The 15,375-nt window shown below is 40.9% G+C and carries 14 protein-coding genes, 1 other RNA gene, 1 riboswitch and 1 other annotated feature; of the genes, 12 read left to right on the forward strand and 3 right to left on the reverse strand.

The window, feature by feature from the left end; translation table 11 throughout:
* Positions 1 to 15 precede the first annotated feature (15 nt).
* From dtd to BPOF4_RS03955, 5 genes are all read left to right on the forward strand, one after another.
* The gene (gene dtd, locus BPOF4_RS03935) at positions 16 to 456 is read left to right on the forward strand and encodes a D-aminoacyl-tRNA deacylase (RefSeq protein ID WP_012957772.1); all 441 of its coding nucleotides are present in this window, start codon (positions 16 to 18) and stop codon (positions 454 to 456) included.
* Between the two features lie 72 nt (positions 457 to 528).
* Positions 529 to 735: a hypothetical protein gene (locus BPOF4_RS03940; RefSeq protein WP_022626518.1), complete on the forward strand. Its 207-nt coding sequence runs from the start codon at positions 529 to 531 to the stop codon at positions 733 to 735.
* A gap of 59 nt (positions 736 to 794) precedes the next feature.
* Positions 795 to 1,027, forward strand: a binding site (T-box leader).
* Between the two features lie 70 nt (positions 1,028 to 1,097).
* Positions 1,098 to 2,378 carry a histidine--tRNA ligase gene (gene hisS, locus BPOF4_RS03945; protein WP_012957774.1) on the forward strand — a complete coding sequence of 427 codons (1,281 nt, stop codon included), beginning with the start codon at positions 1,098 to 1,100 and terminating at the stop codon, positions 2,376 to 2,378.
* 1 nt (position 2,379) lies between these two features.
* Positions 2,380 to 4,167, forward strand: coding sequence for an aspartate--tRNA ligase (aspS, locus tag BPOF4_RS03950; protein WP_012957775.1), 1,788 nt, complete (start codon positions 2,380 to 2,382; stop codon positions 4,165 to 4,167).
* A gap of 191 nt (positions 4,168 to 4,358) precedes the next feature.
* Positions 4,359 to 4,473: riboswitch (SAM riboswitch) on the forward strand.
* 83 nt (positions 4,474 to 4,556) lie between these two features.
* Positions 4,557 to 5,774 carry a homoserine dehydrogenase gene (locus BPOF4_RS03955; protein WP_012957776.1) on the forward strand — a complete coding sequence of 406 codons (1,218 nt, stop codon included), beginning with the start codon at positions 4,557 to 4,559 and terminating at the stop codon, positions 5,772 to 5,774.
* 22 nt (positions 5,775 to 5,796) lie between these two features.
* On the opposite strand, the gene BPOF4_RS03960 is transcribed toward BPOF4_RS03955, so the two are convergent.
* Positions 5,797 to 6,090, reverse strand: coding sequence for a hypothetical protein (locus tag BPOF4_RS03960; protein WP_012957777.1), 294 nt, complete (start codon positions 6,088 to 6,090; stop codon positions 5,797 to 5,799).
* 140 nt (positions 6,091 to 6,230) lie between these two features.
* On the opposite strand from BPOF4_RS03960, the gene ssrS reads away from it, so the two are divergent.
* A non-coding RNA gene (gene ssrS, locus BPOF4_RS21545) (6S RNA) lies at positions 6,231 to 6,411 on the forward strand.
* Between the two features lie 191 nt (positions 6,412 to 6,602).
* Complete coding sequence (locus BPOF4_RS03965) at positions 6,603 to 7,364, forward strand: tRNA threonylcarbamoyladenosine dehydratase (protein WP_012957778.1); 762 nt, start codon at positions 6,603 to 6,605, stop codon at positions 7,362 to 7,364.
* A gap of 41 nt (positions 7,365 to 7,405) precedes the next feature.
* Here the strand turns inward: BPOF4_RS03965 and BPOF4_RS03970 are convergent, their stop codons facing one another.
* The gene (locus BPOF4_RS03970) at positions 7,406 to 8,056 is read right to left on the reverse strand and encodes an RsfA family transcriptional regulator (protein WP_012957779.1); all 651 of its coding nucleotides are present in this window, start codon (positions 8,054 to 8,056) and stop codon (positions 7,406 to 7,408) included.
* A 232-nt stretch (positions 8,057 to 8,288) separates the two neighbouring features.
* Between BPOF4_RS03970 and BPOF4_RS03975 the strand changes: the two genes are divergently transcribed.
* The gene (locus tag BPOF4_RS03975; protein ID WP_012957780.1) at positions 8,289 to 10,457 is read left to right on the forward strand and encodes a sensor histidine kinase; all 2,169 of its coding nucleotides are present in this window, start codon (positions 8,289 to 8,291) and stop codon (positions 10,455 to 10,457) included.
* Positions 10,458 to 10,485: 28 nt separating this feature from the next.
* Here the strand turns inward: BPOF4_RS03975 and BPOF4_RS03980 are convergent, their stop codons facing one another.
* The gene (locus BPOF4_RS03980; RefSeq protein WP_012957781.1) at positions 10,486 to 11,754 is read right to left on the reverse strand and encodes a replication-associated recombination protein A; all 1,269 of its coding nucleotides are present in this window, start codon (positions 11,752 to 11,754) and stop codon (positions 10,486 to 10,488) included.
* Between the two features lie 182 nt (positions 11,755 to 11,936).
* Here BPOF4_RS03980 and BPOF4_RS03985 point away from each other — a divergent pair, with 182 nt between their 5' ends.
* The 4 genes from BPOF4_RS03985 to mnmA are packed head-to-tail and all read left to right on the forward strand — an operon-like array spanning position 11,937 to position 15,307.
* Complete coding sequence (locus BPOF4_RS03985) at positions 11,937 to 12,632, forward strand: YczE/YyaS/YitT family protein (RefSeq protein WP_012957782.1); 696 nt, start codon at positions 11,937 to 11,939, stop codon at positions 12,630 to 12,632.
* Positions 12,577 to 12,996 carry a cysteine metabolism transcriptional regulator CymR gene (cymR, locus tag BPOF4_RS03990; RefSeq protein ID WP_012957783.1) on the forward strand — a complete coding sequence of 140 codons (420 nt, stop codon included), beginning with the start codon at positions 12,577 to 12,579 and terminating at the stop codon, positions 12,994 to 12,996. The genes BPOF4_RS03985 and cymR overlap by 56 nt, the downstream gene beginning before the upstream one ends.
* A gap of 22 nt (positions 12,997 to 13,018) precedes the next feature.
* Positions 13,019 to 14,182: a cysteine desulfurase family protein gene (locus BPOF4_RS03995; RefSeq protein WP_012957784.1), complete on the forward strand. Its 1,164-nt coding sequence runs from the start codon at positions 13,019 to 13,021 to the stop codon at positions 14,180 to 14,182.
* A gap of 21 nt (positions 14,183 to 14,203) precedes the next feature.
* A complete protein-coding gene (mnmA, locus tag BPOF4_RS04000; RefSeq protein WP_012957785.1) occupies positions 14,204 to 15,307 on the forward strand; it encodes a tRNA 2-thiouridine(34) synthase MnmA in 1,104 nt (367 codons plus the stop codon).
* The last annotated feature ends 68 nt before the right edge of the window (positions 15,308 to 15,375 follow it).

A 15,375-nucleotide genomic window follows, 5' to 3' on the forward strand; every position in this document is an offset into this window, starting at 1 on the left:
TTTGAGGTGTTAGTTGTGCGAGTCGTATTACAACGATCGAAAGAAGCTTCAGTTACAGTAGCGGATGAAGTAGTGGGTAAAATTAATTCTGGCTTAGTGCTGCTAGTTGGAATCACTCATGAGGATACGAATGAAGATGTAGAATATGTAGCGGACAAAGTCGTTAACCTCCGTATTTTTGAGGATGAAAATGGGAAGATGAATCATTCTCTTAAAGACAAAGAAGGAGAGATTTTATCGATCTCTCAATTTACTCTTTACGGCGACTGTAAAAAAGGCCGTCGTCCAAACTTTATGGATGCGGCAAAGCCTGATATAGCAAAAGAGCGCTATGATTATTTCAACCAAGTTCTTCGTGATAAAGGGATCCATGTAGAAACAGGAACATTCGGAGCAATGATGGATGTTTCTCTAACAAATGATGGACCTGTCACTTTAATTGTGGAAAGTAAATAATTTATTTAAAATAAATTATTTGCGTTTGGCTGTAAGTTTTTTATTAATTGTGGTCATGCTAGAGGTATATTAATGGATGTATCAGAAAGGAAGATCCACTATATGCGCTCTAGTATGCGGCAGCAATCTATGCATCAAAGCACAGATCAAATGTTTCATGTAGACTTTCACAGCTTTGTGGAAAAAGAAAATACGAATACAAACTTGGAGCTCGCTTCAGAGTTTGGCTTATCCCTTAGAGATGTGAGGGCTCTAAAGCATAAGCTCGGACGAAATTAGCCTATTGACAGCTTGGAGTTTCATTCGTATAGTAGTAAACAAACCAATTACAAATTTGCATTATTCCGGTGAAGAGGCAGAGTAATTAAGGTAGCAGGTTGTAAAGAGAGGAGAGGCCGCGGCTGAGAGCCCTCCCAATTTGTCTTGATGAATGAACACCTCTGAGGATTTTCTCTGAACGTGTAGATCAGTAGGAGATGACGTTAACAGGCGTTAACTGTTTAAAAGTGGAAGCAAGTTCAGTTTGCTTCAATTAGGGTGGCACCACGGGTATATAACTCTCGTCCCTGATGTAGATACATCAGAGGCGGGAGTTTTTTGTGTTTTAAAAAAGACTTTTTATACGTGCAGGAGGAACAAAAATGAGTATGCAAATCCCACGCGGTACGCAAGATTTATTACCAGGTGAAATTGAAATTTGGCAATATATCGAGCAAAAATCAAAAGAAATATGCAGCCGCTATAATTACAAAGAAATTCGCACTCCGATCTTTGAACATACTGAAGTGTTCGCGCGTGGAGTAGGGGAAACAACAGATATTGTTCAAAAGGAAATGTACACATTCACTGACCGCGGCGAGCGCAGTTTGACTCTTCGTCCTGAAGGAACAGCTGGAGTTGTGCGCTCTTTTGTAGGGAACAAACTGTACGGAGAAGCGAGTCAGCCGACAAAACTATTTTATACTGGTCCAATGTTCCGTTATGAAAGACCGCAAGCAGGCCGCATGCGCCAGTTCGTACAATTTGGAGTAGAAGCGTTAGGCAGTGCAGATCCGGCCATCGATGCAGAAGTTCTAGCATTAGTGATGAGCATCTATTATGAGCTTGGCTTAACAGATATCAAACTTGTGTTAAACAGTTTAGGAGATAAAGAAAGCCGTGAAGCTCACAGAGACGCACTGATCAATCACTTTAAGCCTAGCATCGGTGAATTTTGTTCAGATTGCCAAAACCGCTTAGAGAAGAATCCATTGCGTATTCTTGATTGTAAAAAAGACCGTGAGCATCCATTAATGCAAACAGCTCCTTCTATTCATGACTACTATACAGAAGAGTCTGCTGCTTATTTCAAAGAAGTGAAGCAGCATCTTGATCAAATGAATCTGCCTTACGTAGTAGATCCAACATTAGTGCGCGGTTTGGATTACTATAATCATACTGCTTTTGAAGTAATGGCTGAAGGAGAAGGATTCGGAGCCATTACAACATTATGCGGCGGCGGAAGATACAATGGCCTTGTACAAGAGTTTGGCGGCCCAGAAACACCAGGAATCGGCTTTGCCTTCAGTATTGAACGATTGATCATGGCGTTAAAGGCACAAGGGAAGGTCCCTGATTTTGGTAATCAGCTTGATTGTTTCCTTGTTACTCTTGGTGATGCGGCCAAAGCGAAGTCAGTTGAGCTTTTGTATCAGTTACGACAAGCGGGGATTCGCTGTGACAAAGATTACTTAGATAAAAAAATGAAGGCACAGTTTAAAGCTGCAGATCGCCTAAACGTACGCTATACAGCGATTCTTGGTGATAATGAGCTTAATGAAAATCGAATTAATGTGAAAAATATGGAAACAGGCGAACAGGTCGAGGTTGCACTCGATACTTTTATCACATACATGAAAGAGCAAGTTGAGGGAGGCAAATAAGATGATAGGTAGAACGCATCATTGTGGAGAGTTAAGAAGTGAACATGTAGGGGAGACCGTACAATTAAAAGGGTGGGTGCAAAAGCGCCGTGATTTAGGAAATGTTATTTTCCTTGATTTGCGAGACCGCTCAGGCATTGTACAAGTTGTTTTTAGCCCAGAGGTTAATAAAGAAGCACTTGAGACAGCAGAACGTGTTCGTAATGAATACGTACTTGAAGTAGAAGGTACAGTCGTTGCGCGTGACGCGCGTACAGTAAATGACAAGATTGAGACAGGGACGATCGAAATTCATGTAACAAAAGTAGAAGTACTCAATGCTTCAAAATCACTTCCATTCCAAATCGAAGCTGATACAGATGCATCAGAGGATGTGCGTCTGCGTTACCGTTACTTAGATTTACGCCGTCCTGATATGCAGGAAACATTTAAACTACGCCACAAAACAACAAAGTTAATTCGTAATTTCTTAGACGAAGAAGCATTTCTTGAAATTGAAACACCAATGCTTACAAAGAGTACACCTGAAGGAGCTCGTGACTATCTTGTTCCAAGCCGCGTGCACCATGGTGAATTTTATGCTCTTCCGCAGTCGCCGCAAATCTTCAAGCAGCTTTTAATGGTGTCTGGTTTTGAACGTTACTACCAAGTGGTTCGCTGTTTCCGTGATGAAGATCTACGTGCAGACCGTCAGCCAGAATTCACCCAAATTGATATTGAGACTTCTTTTATGGATAAAGAAGACCTTCTTTCAATGACAGAGAAAATGATGGCAAAAGTTTTAAAGGAAACAAAAGGTGTAGAAGTTTCCCTTCCAATGCCTCGTCTGACGTATGATGAAGCAATGAACCGTTATGGCTCTGATAAGCCGGATACACGGTTTGAAATGGAGTTAATTGAGCTCTCAGATGTAGTCCGTGACTCAAGCTTTAAAGTATTTACAAGTGCGATTAACGGCGGCGGTATTGTGAAAGGCTTAAATCTTAAAGGCGGGGCAAGTAAAATGTCTCGTAAGGAAATTGACGCGTTAACTGAATTTGTTAAGCCGTATGGTGCAAAAGGTCTTGCTTGGCTGAAGGTTGAAGCAGATGGCTTAAAAGGCCCGATTGCTAAATTCTTTGAAGGGGAACATGCAGAGAACCTTCTAAGTGCGATGAATGGGGAAGAAGGCGATTTATTATTCTTTGCAGCAGACAAAGCGCAAGTTGTCTTTGACAGCCTTGGTGCACTTCGTCTGAAGTTCGGTAAAGAGTTCGACTTAATTGATAAAGATGCATTTAATTTCTTATGGGTTGTTGACTTCCCGCTCGTTGAATATGATGAGGATGCAAAGCGTTATGTCGCTCTTCACCACCCGTTCACAAGTCCTAAGAAAGCAGATCGTGACCTGCTTGCTACAGATCCTGCATCTGTTCGTGCCGAGGCTTATGACCTTGTATTAAATGGTTATGAACTTGGCGGCGGTTCACAGCGTATTTATGAGCGTGAAATTCAAGAGCATATGTTTAGAGCGCTAGGGTTCTCAGAAGAAGAAGCAAAAGAACAATTCGGCTTCTTACTTGAAGCATTTGAATATGGTACACCACCGCACGGGGGAATCGCTCTTGGACTTGACCGTCTAATCATGCTTCTAGCAGGGCGTACAAACTTACGTGATACGATTGCGTTCCCTAAAACAGCAAGTGCAAGCTGCTTATTAACTAATGCACCAAGCGAAGTAAGTCTTGATCAGTTAATTGACCTTAATTTATCCATCATCGGTAATAAGACGGATAAGGTCGAAGTATAAAGCATTCTAAGAGACTGCCTAGATCATTGGGCAGTCTCTTTTTTAAGTCTATTTACAACCTGAGGAACGAGAGCAGCATTTAAAATAATACAGAGAGAAAATATAAGTGAAAAAATGATTGACTGTTTCATTTGAGATGCGTATAATCAGACTCAATAGAAAATTCGAAACAGTATGAGATGGAGATCTCATCCTTATCAAGAGTGGTGGAGGGACTGACCCGATGAAACCCGGCAACCGGTTTGTATGCCTATACAAACAAAGGTGCTACGTTCAGCAGAATGAATTCATTCTGAAAGATAAGGGAAGGCAGTGAAAACCTTTCCTTTTGGAAAGGTTTTTTTGCATTCATGATTATACAAGTTTAGATGAGACGAGGAGAGAGGCACATGCTTAAAATAGGAATACTTGGTTTTGGAACAGTTGGTAAGGGAGTGTATGACCGCTTTCATAGAACGAGAGAAACGATTGAACGTCAATTAGGGGAGTCATTTGCAATTGAAGCGATTTTAGTTAAAGATCGTCAAAAAGATCGGGCTTCTTTAGAGGAAGGTTTTGTGACTACTGATTGGGATGAATTTAAAAATCATCACTCCTATGATATTGTCTTTGAAGCGATCGGAGGTATTGAACCAGCGTATTCATATACGAAACATTTTCTTACTCAAGGGATTCCGGTTATTTCAGCGAACAAGAAATTGATCGCATCAAGAGGGGAAGACCTTGAAGCTTGTGCACAAGCTGGCGGCACCTTTTATGGATATGAGGCGGCTGTTGCGGGTGCTATTCCTATTATAAATGCGCTGCGTGCCACCCTTAGCACAACTTCGATTGATCGAGTTCGAGGCATTTTAAATGGAACAACAAACTATATGTTAACGGAAATGATTCAAAAAGAGAGAAGCTTTGCTGATGTGCTGCTTGAGGCTCAGCAGCTAGGCTATGCAGAAAGTGATCCAACTGATGATATTGAAAGCTATGACGCGTGGTATAAATTGATCATTTTAAGCAGACTCTGTTTTGGTAAATGGGGTGACACGGAACAGATTACTCGTTACGGGGTAAGTGAGATTGAAAATTGGCATGTAGAGGTAGCAAATGAACTTGGCTGTCAGGTGAAACTAATTGGTGATGCAAAGCTAGAAGATGGAGAAGTGAGAGGTATTGTGTCCCCTGCCTTTGTTGCTGGTGATGAACTTCTAGCATCTATCAACGGGGTCGTAAATGCTGTTGTCCTTTACGGGGAAGATATTGATCAACTATCGTTTGCCGGCCCAGGAGCTGGAGGGGCTGCTACAGCGAATAGTATGGTAGAAGATTTTATTCTTCATAGTCGTTATGATGGTGATCGTGTGGTGGCAGAAGAGCAACATGAAGCAAAAGAAGAGAGCAGCTATTCAATAGTATTTGTCAATCAAGCAAGTTACGGGGAATGTCTGCACTGGGCTGAAGCATATAGTGTTGAAATCGTTGAATCCATCCCGCATTCAGAAGGTGAGGCATGGATTGTTAAAAATGCTGCTGTATATGAGTTGAGCCAGCCGGTTTATCAGCTGTATGGAAATATTCAAAGAATCACAAGTGCGAACGAAGTGAAAGTAAGCTAACAAATTAGTATAACGTAAGAGCTTATGGTTGAATTAATTGACGGTACGCATTAATCAACGCAATGGGTTCCTCTTTAATATAATACGTTCGAACTCCGCGGTTTGTATGGAGATACAAAAAGCCCATGGCATCTTTTTCTGGCTTTTTACGGTAAGAAATATCAAAAATAGATTGGATCGGGTAATGATCATCTTTCACGGTTAGTTTATCTTCAAACAGGAACATATCATATGATGTTTCAACAATGCGCTTTTCTGTCCAGCCGATTTCCTGACTGATTTCAATACAGCGCTGAGTGGCAAGTGCTTTTTTCATGGATAGATGGAGCCTCCTAAATAGGTTTATTCATACCGTACCATACCTCATAAAAAAGAACAAAAAAATAAATAACAGAAAATTTAGATAAAATACTTGCATGTCGTTTTCTGTCATGGTATATTATAGTCAACAAGATAAGAGTCCTACATTGTTCGTAAAAACTGATTGTTTTGAGCCAACACTTTTGAAAAGGGAGCAATAAGTTGTTTGTTGGATTACATGCCTTCTACGTCAAGGACGTAAGAGAATGAACACTAGGCACCCACCTGTGAGAGCAGGTTCAAAACGTAAGTCAAATACGGCATAGCTGGGATTCTTATCCTACATAACTCGGAAAAAAGCTGAATTGTTCATAAGAGCAAATCAGCTTTTTTCGCTGTGAAAACGCCTTAGACTTTTTTTGCAGGCTGTGATATATTCAAATCCGATAATAGATAGCTTTTTAGTATGGTACTAAAAGGGTATACTATATAATACGTACACCTTACTCTTGGAAGGAGAAACAATCCATGTTACATCAGTTTTCACGAAATGAATTAGCCATTGGTCATGATGGTCTTGATCAATTAAAAAATAGTACAGTAGCTGTTCTAGGAATTGGAGGAGTGGGTTCATTTTCAGCTGAGGCGCTTGCACGCTCTGGAGTCGGACGTTTAGTTCTTGTAGATAAAGATGATGTGGATATTACGAACGTGAACCGCCAAATTCATGCTCTTCTCTCCACTGTCGGCCGTGAGAAAGTAGAGCTTATGAAAGAAAGAATTGCAGATATTAACCCTGATTGTGAAGTCATTGCTCTTAAAATGTTCTATACAGAAGAGACATATGAACAGTTTTTTAGTTATGGTCTTGATTATGTTATTGATGCAAGTGATACCATTTCTTATAAGATTCATTTAATGAAACAATGTTTAGAGCGTAAAATACCGATCATCTCTAGTATGGGTGCTGCTAATAAGATGGACCCGACCCGCCTTCGTATTGCTGATATTTCAAAGACAAGCTATGATCCTATTGCTAAGGTCATTCGTACGAAGCTTCGTAAAGACGGGATTCATAAAGGAATTGAAGTTGTGTTTTCTGATGAACAGCCGATTAAGATTCGTGAAGATATCAGAAAAGAAATTGTTCCACAAAAAGCTGAGGAGGGCCCAATTCGAAAAGCAAAAATGCCTCCATCCTCAAATGCTTTTGTTCCATCTGTAGCTGGATTGATTATGGCAGGTCATGTAATTACGAAATTACTTGATGGAATAGAAATTAATCGTTAATAAAAAAATGGCGTCCGCTTGTGGATGCCATTTTTTGTGAATTATTTTGCTAACTTCTCTAAGTTACCGTTTTTGTCCATTTTAAACGAAGCATTTGATAAAGACTCTTCATCCTCTAAGATCGCCATTCTTCTTGCACGGTTCATAATTTGAATAAGAGATTGGTAATCTTCTTCAATGATTGAACTGTCTTGTTTAAGCTTTTGGATTTCGATTTCTAATTCACGATTACGGTTGATCAGCTCAAGATTGGTTTTAATAAGAGCTTGGTTTTCCTCCTCCACCTCTTTGGAGTTTGTTTGGTCGGATAATGTCTGTAAGTATTGAATAACCGCATCGAGTGACAGCGAAGAACTAGATGCAGGCTGCTCTGGATTATATGAAGATACTGCATTCATTAAAGGTTGTGCGGCTGGTGGTGCCCATAAAGGCTTGCGCTGAGTGTAATAGGAGAAAGACATTGCACGTTTTCTCTGCTTTCTTTCTTTTTTTGCCTCAGCAATTTGCTTAATAAATCGCTGCCTTACAACAGCATTCCACCTAAAACCACATGCTGCAGAGGTGCGATTTAATTCATCTCCTACCTCTTCGAAGGCTTGCAGCTGCGTGCTGCCTTCACGAATATGTTTTAATACGGTTTCAGCAAGTAATACATCATCTTCGTGGGACCAAGCATCCTGTCTAACTTTCATTCTTTTCAACTCCTAATCCATAGATAGTTTTTGTTACTAGCTACTATGGTCAGAAAGAAGATTGTTTATACAAGGCACATAGAAAATTTACTCCATTTCCTTCTTTTTGTTGAAATTGTAAGCCTAATCATTATGAAAAAGTATGAAAGAACCTTTTTTTATATGGTGTAAACGTGTAAGATATAGAAGAAAAATTTATTCTTACATTTCGACATTATTCGAGGAGTATTCCATGTTAAAAACTTTACGAGCAAAACTATTGTTCTTTTTCCTATTTGCGACGTTGCTTCCCTTATTATTTGTAGGGTACATCACTTTTCAATCGCAAAAAATAGAAACCAATCAACAGCTTCAACAAACAATGTATACAATGGCTGATAATTTAGCTATATCAATAGAAGAGATCGTCAATGAACGAATGGCAGATGTAACGATTCTAGCAAATAATACAATCCTGAGAGATTCGACTGCAACAAGAGAAGAGATTAGAGAAGAGCTACGTATTTTTGTTAGTGCACATTCTATCTATTATGGAGCCTTATTTGTAAATCCAGAAGGTGTAGTCAGTGTCGATTTAGATAATACGATTGTCGGAACAGATGTCACAGACAGATTATGGTATCAACAGGCGACCAATCAAAACGGTATTTATTTCTCTGATATTTTTTATTCCGATGTTATTCACCAGCCAGCTATCGTTTTAGCGAGTGTGGTGAAGGGTGAAGATGGTGAAGCTTTGGGAGTCGTTTCGGCCATCTTTGATGTGAATGCTTTATGGGAGCGTTTGGCTCATTACAGCAAGCAGCAAAAAAGCCACGGCCTTGAAGGATATGCTTTTTTGGTGAACGGACGAGGTGACATTATTGCTCATCCAAATGAAAATCTAATTCTCTCATACAATTATTTGGAGCAAAATGATTTAACGAGTGACATGTTTGATGGACTGGTTCAAAATCGTAACTTATTTCACAGCAAAAGCAATGACATGATTCAAACGTTTTCTAGAATCGCAAAAGCACCTGGTTTTGATAATGAATGGTACCTTAGTATTTCTGTTCCAAACGAACGAATGAATTCGCCTATTAAAGAACTCATTTTAAAGTACCTCGTATTGTTTGGGTGTGTCGTGCTTATTACATCCATAGGGGTCATAAAGTTATCCTCTTATATCGTGAAACCATTGCAAAAACTTGTCTTTGCAACGAGTGATTTTGCGTTTGGCAAGAAAGTGTACCCTTTAGCACCCGATGCTTATCATGAAGTGGATACGCTCACACGCACATTTAATATGATGACAAGACGGTTGGTTGAACGTGAGAAAAGCCATCGTAAATCGACTTTGATTTTAGAAACAACCGATAACGGGGTATTGGCTTTTCAACAAAGCAGTCAACGGGTGACCACGTTTAACCGTCAATGTGAGCAATTGTTCGGATTAGCGAAAGAACAAGCCTTGGGCGCAACACTCGATCAAGTCATTGAGCAGAACGGAGCGTTTAAAACGTTTATTGATTGTTCAAAGCTCTCAGATGTTCTCAGGAATCAAGACTTTAATAAAAAGTATGAATTTGAGTGTTATTTAGGCGGTCAAAAGCGAATCTTTTTTGCCAGTGTTTCAACCCTGCCTAAACTAAATAATGAAGAAGAACTTGAAGATGTTCTGCTGATCTTTATTGATATAACAGATAAACGCAAGATTGAGCAGGAGTTAATTCGCTCTGAGAAGCTTCAGCTCGTCGGCCAGCTGGCTGCTGGGTTTGCACATGAGATTCGCAACCCGCTAACGACGATTAGAGGCTTTATGCAAATCTTCCATCAATCAGATGCGACGAAAGATGAACATAAAGTTCATTATGATGTCATGATCAAAGAGATTGATCGAGTGAATTCCATTATTGGGGAACTGCTGCAAATGGCTAACCCTAAATCTGGCACATCAAAAACAGAAACAAATATTGGTGAGGTGTTAACCGATATTCATACTTTGTACGAACCAGAAGCAAACGAGCAAGGAATTAAAATGAGACTGCAAGTAGAACCGCTGCCAACCGTTTATTTAGATCGCAGTAAATTGCACCAAGTCGTGATGAATTTAGTGAAAAATGGATTAGAAGCGATCGATGGAAGCGGGTCACTAGCTCTTTCTGCTTATGAGAATACAGAACGAGAGATAATCGAAATAAAAGTCGAGGACACGGGCATCGGGATGAATCCTCAAACGATGGAAAAGCTTGGTACACCGTTTTTTACTACAAAGGAAACAGGCACCGGACTCGGGCTGATGACCTCATTTAGAATTGTCGAAGAGATCGGCGGCAAGCTTCTTGTGACAAGCAAGGAAGGTGTGGGAACCACGTTTATGATTCAACTTCCTTTGTATGAATTGAAAATGTACCGCTAAAAAAACTGGCTGCCAAAGGCGCCAGTTTTTAGCGTTGATCTAATTTATCATAAATATCGGCAAGAGCTTGTTCAAATTTCCCTGTGCGTTTAGGTTCATAATAGCGGGCCTTTTTTAGTTTGTCCGGCAGGTATTGCTGCTTAACCCATCCGTGATCAAAGTCATGAGGGTACTGATATTCTACACCGCGCCCAAGTGCTTTTGCTCCTTTATAATGAGCATCCTTCAAATGTTTAGGTACATCTCCAGAGGCGCCTCCTCTAATATCTGCAATAGCCGCATCTATTGCTTTATATGCAGAATTAGATTTTGGAGAAAGGCAAAGCTCGACCACAGCGTTTGAGAGAGGGATGCGTGCTTCTGGCATTCCTAGGCGTTCGGCTGACTCTATCGCAGCTAATGTTCTCACTCCAGCTTGTGGGTTTGCTAGCCCAATATCTTCATAGGAAATTACAAGAAGCCTTCTTGCTATACTTGTTAAATCACCTGCTTCAAGCAGACGGGCTAAGTAATGAAGCCCAGCATTTACATCACTTCCACGGATTGATTTCTGGAAGGCAGATAATACGTCATAATGAGCATCGCCATCTTTATCATGATGAAAGCTCTTCTTTTGAATGCATGATTCGGCGGTTTCAAGTGAGATATGTTTAATTCCGTCCTCCGTTGCAAACGTTGATTTAACAGCAAGCTCTAGGGCGTTTAAAGCTGAGCGGACATCGCCACCGCACATATGAGCAAGATGGCTGATGGCATCCTCTTCCATCTCAATCTGCTCTTTGCCAAATCCCGACTCCGGATTTTGAATCGCACGAATTAGAGCAGTCTTTATATCATCAGGAGTAAGGGATTCAAGTTCAAATATTTGACAACGGCTGCGGATTGCTGGGTTAATAGAGTGATAAGGATTAGCCGTAGTAGCTCCAATTAAAATGATAAGTCCTTTTTCTAAATGCGGCAGCAAGAAATCTTGTTTTGCTTTATCTAACCGATGTACTTCATCGAGAATAACGATGAGCTGCCCATGCATTTTTGCTTCGGCAACAGCAATTTCCATGTCTTTCTTATTGTGGACCACAGCGTTTAACAATTTGAAAGGAGTGTCGGTACTTCCTGCGATGGCTGTTGCTATAGAAGTTTTACCTACACCAGGAGGACCATATAAGATCATCGATGAAAGTTGACCGACATCGACCATCCGGCGCAGGAGCTTGCCGTCGCCTACTAAGTGGCTCTGGCCAATAATGTCTTCAATTTTCTTTGGACGCATACGATATGCGAGTGGTTCCTTTTTCATCCGATCATCTCCAATAAACAAGCATTCACCTATAGTGTAGCCCAATAGAGGGGAAAAGCCAATGATCCAGCATACTTAGAATACACCAAGGGAGTGAATGGGTACGACAGTGATTTAGACGCCAAAATAAATGGAATTCATGCTATAATGACAAAGAATTAGCAGGAGAGAAGGGGTAACCTTTGAGCGGAGTTGAGAATAGAAGAAAACCGAGCAAGTTATTTGTTCGCTGGGCAGTGTTTATGGTTGGCCTCGTCATCATGTCGTTTGGAATATCGATGATGATTAAGGCAGACTTAGGGAGTGCGCCGTGGGATGTATTGCATATCGGTCTCACCCTGCAGCTAGGACTTACAGTAGGCTCATGGTCTATTATCATGGGTTTTCTTATTATTGGTGCAACAAGCTTTTTAACAAAAGAATGGCCGCAGCTTGGCGCATTTATTAATATGGTATTAGTCGGGGTGTTTATTGATATCTTTCTATGGATCTTGCCGGCCCCTGAAGGATTTGCTTTGAAATTGGCTATGCTATTACTAGGAATTATTGTCATTGGATACGGAATTGGCTTATATATTGCACCTAAGCTTGGAGCCGGACCACGAGACAGCTTAATGCTTGCTCTGACACTGCGCACAGGATGGAAAGTTCAATGGGTGCGTAGTTCGATGGAGGTCATTGTATTGACTGCAGGGTGGCTTCTAGGAGGTCCGGTCTTTATAGGAACGTTATTATTTTGCTTTGGGATTGGTTCGGTCGTAGGCTTTACGATGCCCCAATGTCAGCGAATGGTCGATATTTTGATAGAAAGAGGGTCGAAAAATGAAAATTTCAACCAAGGGACGTTACGGACTCACCATCATGATGGCGTTAGCTAAAAAGTCAGGTGAAGGTCCAGTTTCATTAAAATCAATCGCAAAAGAATATAAACTATCTGAACATTATTTAGAGCAGCTGATTGCACCTCTTAGAAATGCGATGCTTGTAAAGAGTGTACGCGGTGCTTATGGCGGTTATATGCTTGCAAAGGATGCAAATGAGATTACAGCGGGAGATATTATCCGTGTACTTGAAGGACCGATCAGTCCAGTGGAAGTAATGGATGATGAAGAGCCTGCAAAGCGTGACTTATGGATTAAAATTCGTGATGCGGTAAAAGATGTACTTGATAATACAACATTAGATGATTTAGCGAAATTTGAAGATAAAGGCAAACAAGAATATTATATGTTCTACATTTAATAAATAAAGAAGGTGATCAATGATGGATTCCATCTATCTTGACCATGCTGCAACATCGCCAATGGACCCGAGGGTAGTTGATGCGATGTTGCCGTATTTTTATGAGCAGTTTGGCAACCCGTCTAGCATCCATCATATTGGACGCGCAGCTCGTCAGGCAGTTGATGAGGCAAGAGCAAAACTTGCAGAATGCCTTCATACGTCCCCTAATCAATTAATTATTACTAGCGGGGGTACTGAAGCAGATAATTTAGCGGTCATAGGTTACGCATTAGAAAATGAGTCAAAAGGCAAGCATATAATTACCACGCAAATTGAGCATCATGCAGTAGGACATGCTTGCGCCGAACTAGAACAGAGAGGCTTTGAGGTTACCTATTTACCGGTGGATGAAATCGGAAGAGTCAGTGTTGAAGACGTTCGTAAAGCGCTGCGCGATGATACGATCCTTATAACGATTATGTATGGGAATAATGAAGTAGGAACGATTCAGCCTATTAAAGAGATTGGCGAGATAGTGAGGGAGCATCAAGCAGCCTTTCATACAGATGCCGTTCAAGCTTTGGGTACAGTGGATATAAACCTAGCAGAGCTGCCTGTAGATATGCTTTCATTGTCCGCTCACAAAATTAACGGCCCTAAAGGAATCGGCCTTTTATATATGAAAAAAGGTATCACAGCAAGACCTCTGTTATTTGGGGGAGAGCAGGAGCGTAAGCGAAGAGCGGGTACGGAAAATGTAGCAGCTATTGTTGGGTTTAAGAAAGCAATGGAAATTGCTGTTGAAACTGCCAATGAAAAACGTGAGCGTTATCTTGGCTATTCCCGGATCTTTTTTGATACATTTACTAAGATGGACATCAATTTTGGATTAAATGGGGATCCGGTCGAGCGCCTTCCTCATGTATTAAATATAAGTTTTCCGGGTGTTCAAGTCGAAGCGCTGCTTGTCGCACTTGATATGGCTAATATCGCAGCATCAAGCGGTTCAGCATGTACGGCAGGTTCACTTGAGCCTTCACATGTTCTAGAAGCGATGTACGGTAATGAGGGGAAAGAGCGCATCTTTTCGGCTGTTAGATTTAGTTTTGGTATCACCAATACTGAAGAAGAAATTGAACATGCGGCAAAAGAGATTGCAAAAATTGTTAAAAGACTCCAAGAACAGCAGCAGTTTATCAGCTAGGAGCATTAGGTGGTGGAAATGATGAAAAAAAGACCTGAAGATACAAAGGTCGTAGTAGGGATGTCAGGTGGCGTAGATTCATCTGTAACCGCCCTCGTTTTAAAAGAACAAGGCTATGATGTCATCGGGATATTCATGAAAAACTGGGATGATACTGATGAAAGCGGCTTTTGTACAGCTACTGAGGACTATGAAGATGTGATTCGTGTATGTAATCAAATCGGCATTCCTTATTATGCAGTTAATTTTGAAAAACAATATTGGGATAAGGTATTTACGTATTTCCTCGAGGAATATAAAGCGGGGCGTACGCCTAACCCAGATGTCATGTGTAATAAAGAAATCAAGTTCAAAGCGTTTTTAAACCATGCGATGGCACTTGGTGCTGATTATGTGGCAACCGGTCATTATGCACGTGTGGAAGAAGTAGACGGAGAGTTCCAATTGCTGCGTGGTGTTGACAGCAATAAAGATCAAACCTATTTCTTAAATGCCCTCTCACAGCAGCAGTTATCAAAAACGATGTTTCCAATTGGTCACATTCCTAAAAAGGAAGTGCGTGAGAAGGCGTTAGCTGCGGATCTTGCTACGGCTAAGAAAAAAGACAGCACTGGAATTTGCTTTATCGGAGAACGTAATTTCAAAGAATTTCTAAGTGGATTTTTGCCTGCACAGCCTGGTGAAATGCAAACCGTTGATGGTGAAGTAAAGGGTCAGCATGACGGATTAATGTACTATACATTAGGGCAGCGTCAAGGTCTTGGCATTGGCGGAGCTGGCGAGCCGTGGTTTGTTATTGATAAAGACTTAGAACGCAACGTATTGATTGTTGGCCAAGGGTTTCATAACCAAGGTTTATATTCAGAGGGACTAGAAGCCGTTCATTTGAATTGGATCTCACCAACAAAACCAACTAGTGAATTCCGTTGTACAGCTAAATTCCGCTATCGCCAAGATGATCAAGGCGTGACGGTTATACCGCAGGAAGACGGAGGCGCGCTCGTGAAATTTGATGAGCCAGAGCGTGCAATTACACCGGGACAAGCCGTCGTTTTCTATGAAGGTGATGTATGTTTAGGTGGAGGTACGATTGATCGAGTGATTAAAAAGTGGGAAAATGCCTAAATGGTATTTTCCCTTTTTCTCTGTGTTCCGGCGTGAGATAATAAATAAAGGATAGAAGCAGTGAAAGG

It is taken from the genome of Alkalihalophilus pseudofirmus OF4, assembly GCF_000005825.2.
Classification (GTDB): domain Bacteria; phylum Bacillota; class Bacilli; order Bacillales; family Bacillaceae_D; genus Alkalihalophilus; species Alkalihalophilus pseudofirmus.

Excerpts from the sequence above, each read along its gene's own strand:
- BPOF4_RS03940 (WP_022626518.1), top strand. The coding sequence starts at position 529 with ATGGATGTATCAGAAAGGAAGATCCACTATATGCGCTCTAGTATGCGG.
- hisS (WP_012957774.1), top strand. The coding sequence starts at position 1,098 with ATGAGTATGCAAATCCCACGCGGTACGCAAGATTTATTACCAGGTGAA.
- aspS (WP_012957775.1), top strand. The coding sequence starts at position 2,380 with ATGATAGGTAGAACGCATCATTGTGGAGAGTTAAGAAGTGAACATGTA.
- BPOF4_RS03955 (WP_012957776.1), top strand. The coding sequence starts at position 4,557 with ATGCTTAAAATAGGAATACTTGGTTTTGGAACAGTTGGTAAGGGAGTG.
- BPOF4_RS03960 (WP_012957777.1), bottom strand. The coding sequence starts at position 6,090 with ATGAAAAAAGCACTTGCCACTCAGCGCTGTATTGAAATCAGTCAGGAA.
- BPOF4_RS03965 (WP_012957778.1), top strand. The coding sequence starts at position 6,603 with ATGTTACATCAGTTTTCACGAAATGAATTAGCCATTGGTCATGATGGT.
- BPOF4_RS03970 (WP_012957779.1), bottom strand. The coding sequence starts at position 8,056 with ATGAAAGTTAGACAGGATGCTTGGTCCCACGAAGATGATGTATTACTT.
- BPOF4_RS03975 (WP_012957780.1), top strand. The coding sequence starts at position 8,289 with ATGTTAAAAACTTTACGAGCAAAACTATTGTTCTTTTTCCTATTTGCG.
- BPOF4_RS03980 (WP_012957781.1), bottom strand. The coding sequence starts at position 11,754 with ATGAAAAAGGAACCACTCGCATATCGTATGCGTCCAAAGAAAATTGAA.
- cymR (WP_012957783.1), top strand. The coding sequence starts at position 12,577 with ATGAAAATTTCAACCAAGGGACGTTACGGACTCACCATCATGATGGCG.
- BPOF4_RS03995 (WP_012957784.1), top strand. The coding sequence starts at position 13,019 with ATGGATTCCATCTATCTTGACCATGCTGCAACATCGCCAATGGACCCG.
- mnmA (WP_012957785.1), top strand. The coding sequence starts at position 14,204 with ATGAAAAAAAGACCTGAAGATACAAAGGTCGTAGTAGGGATGTCAGGT.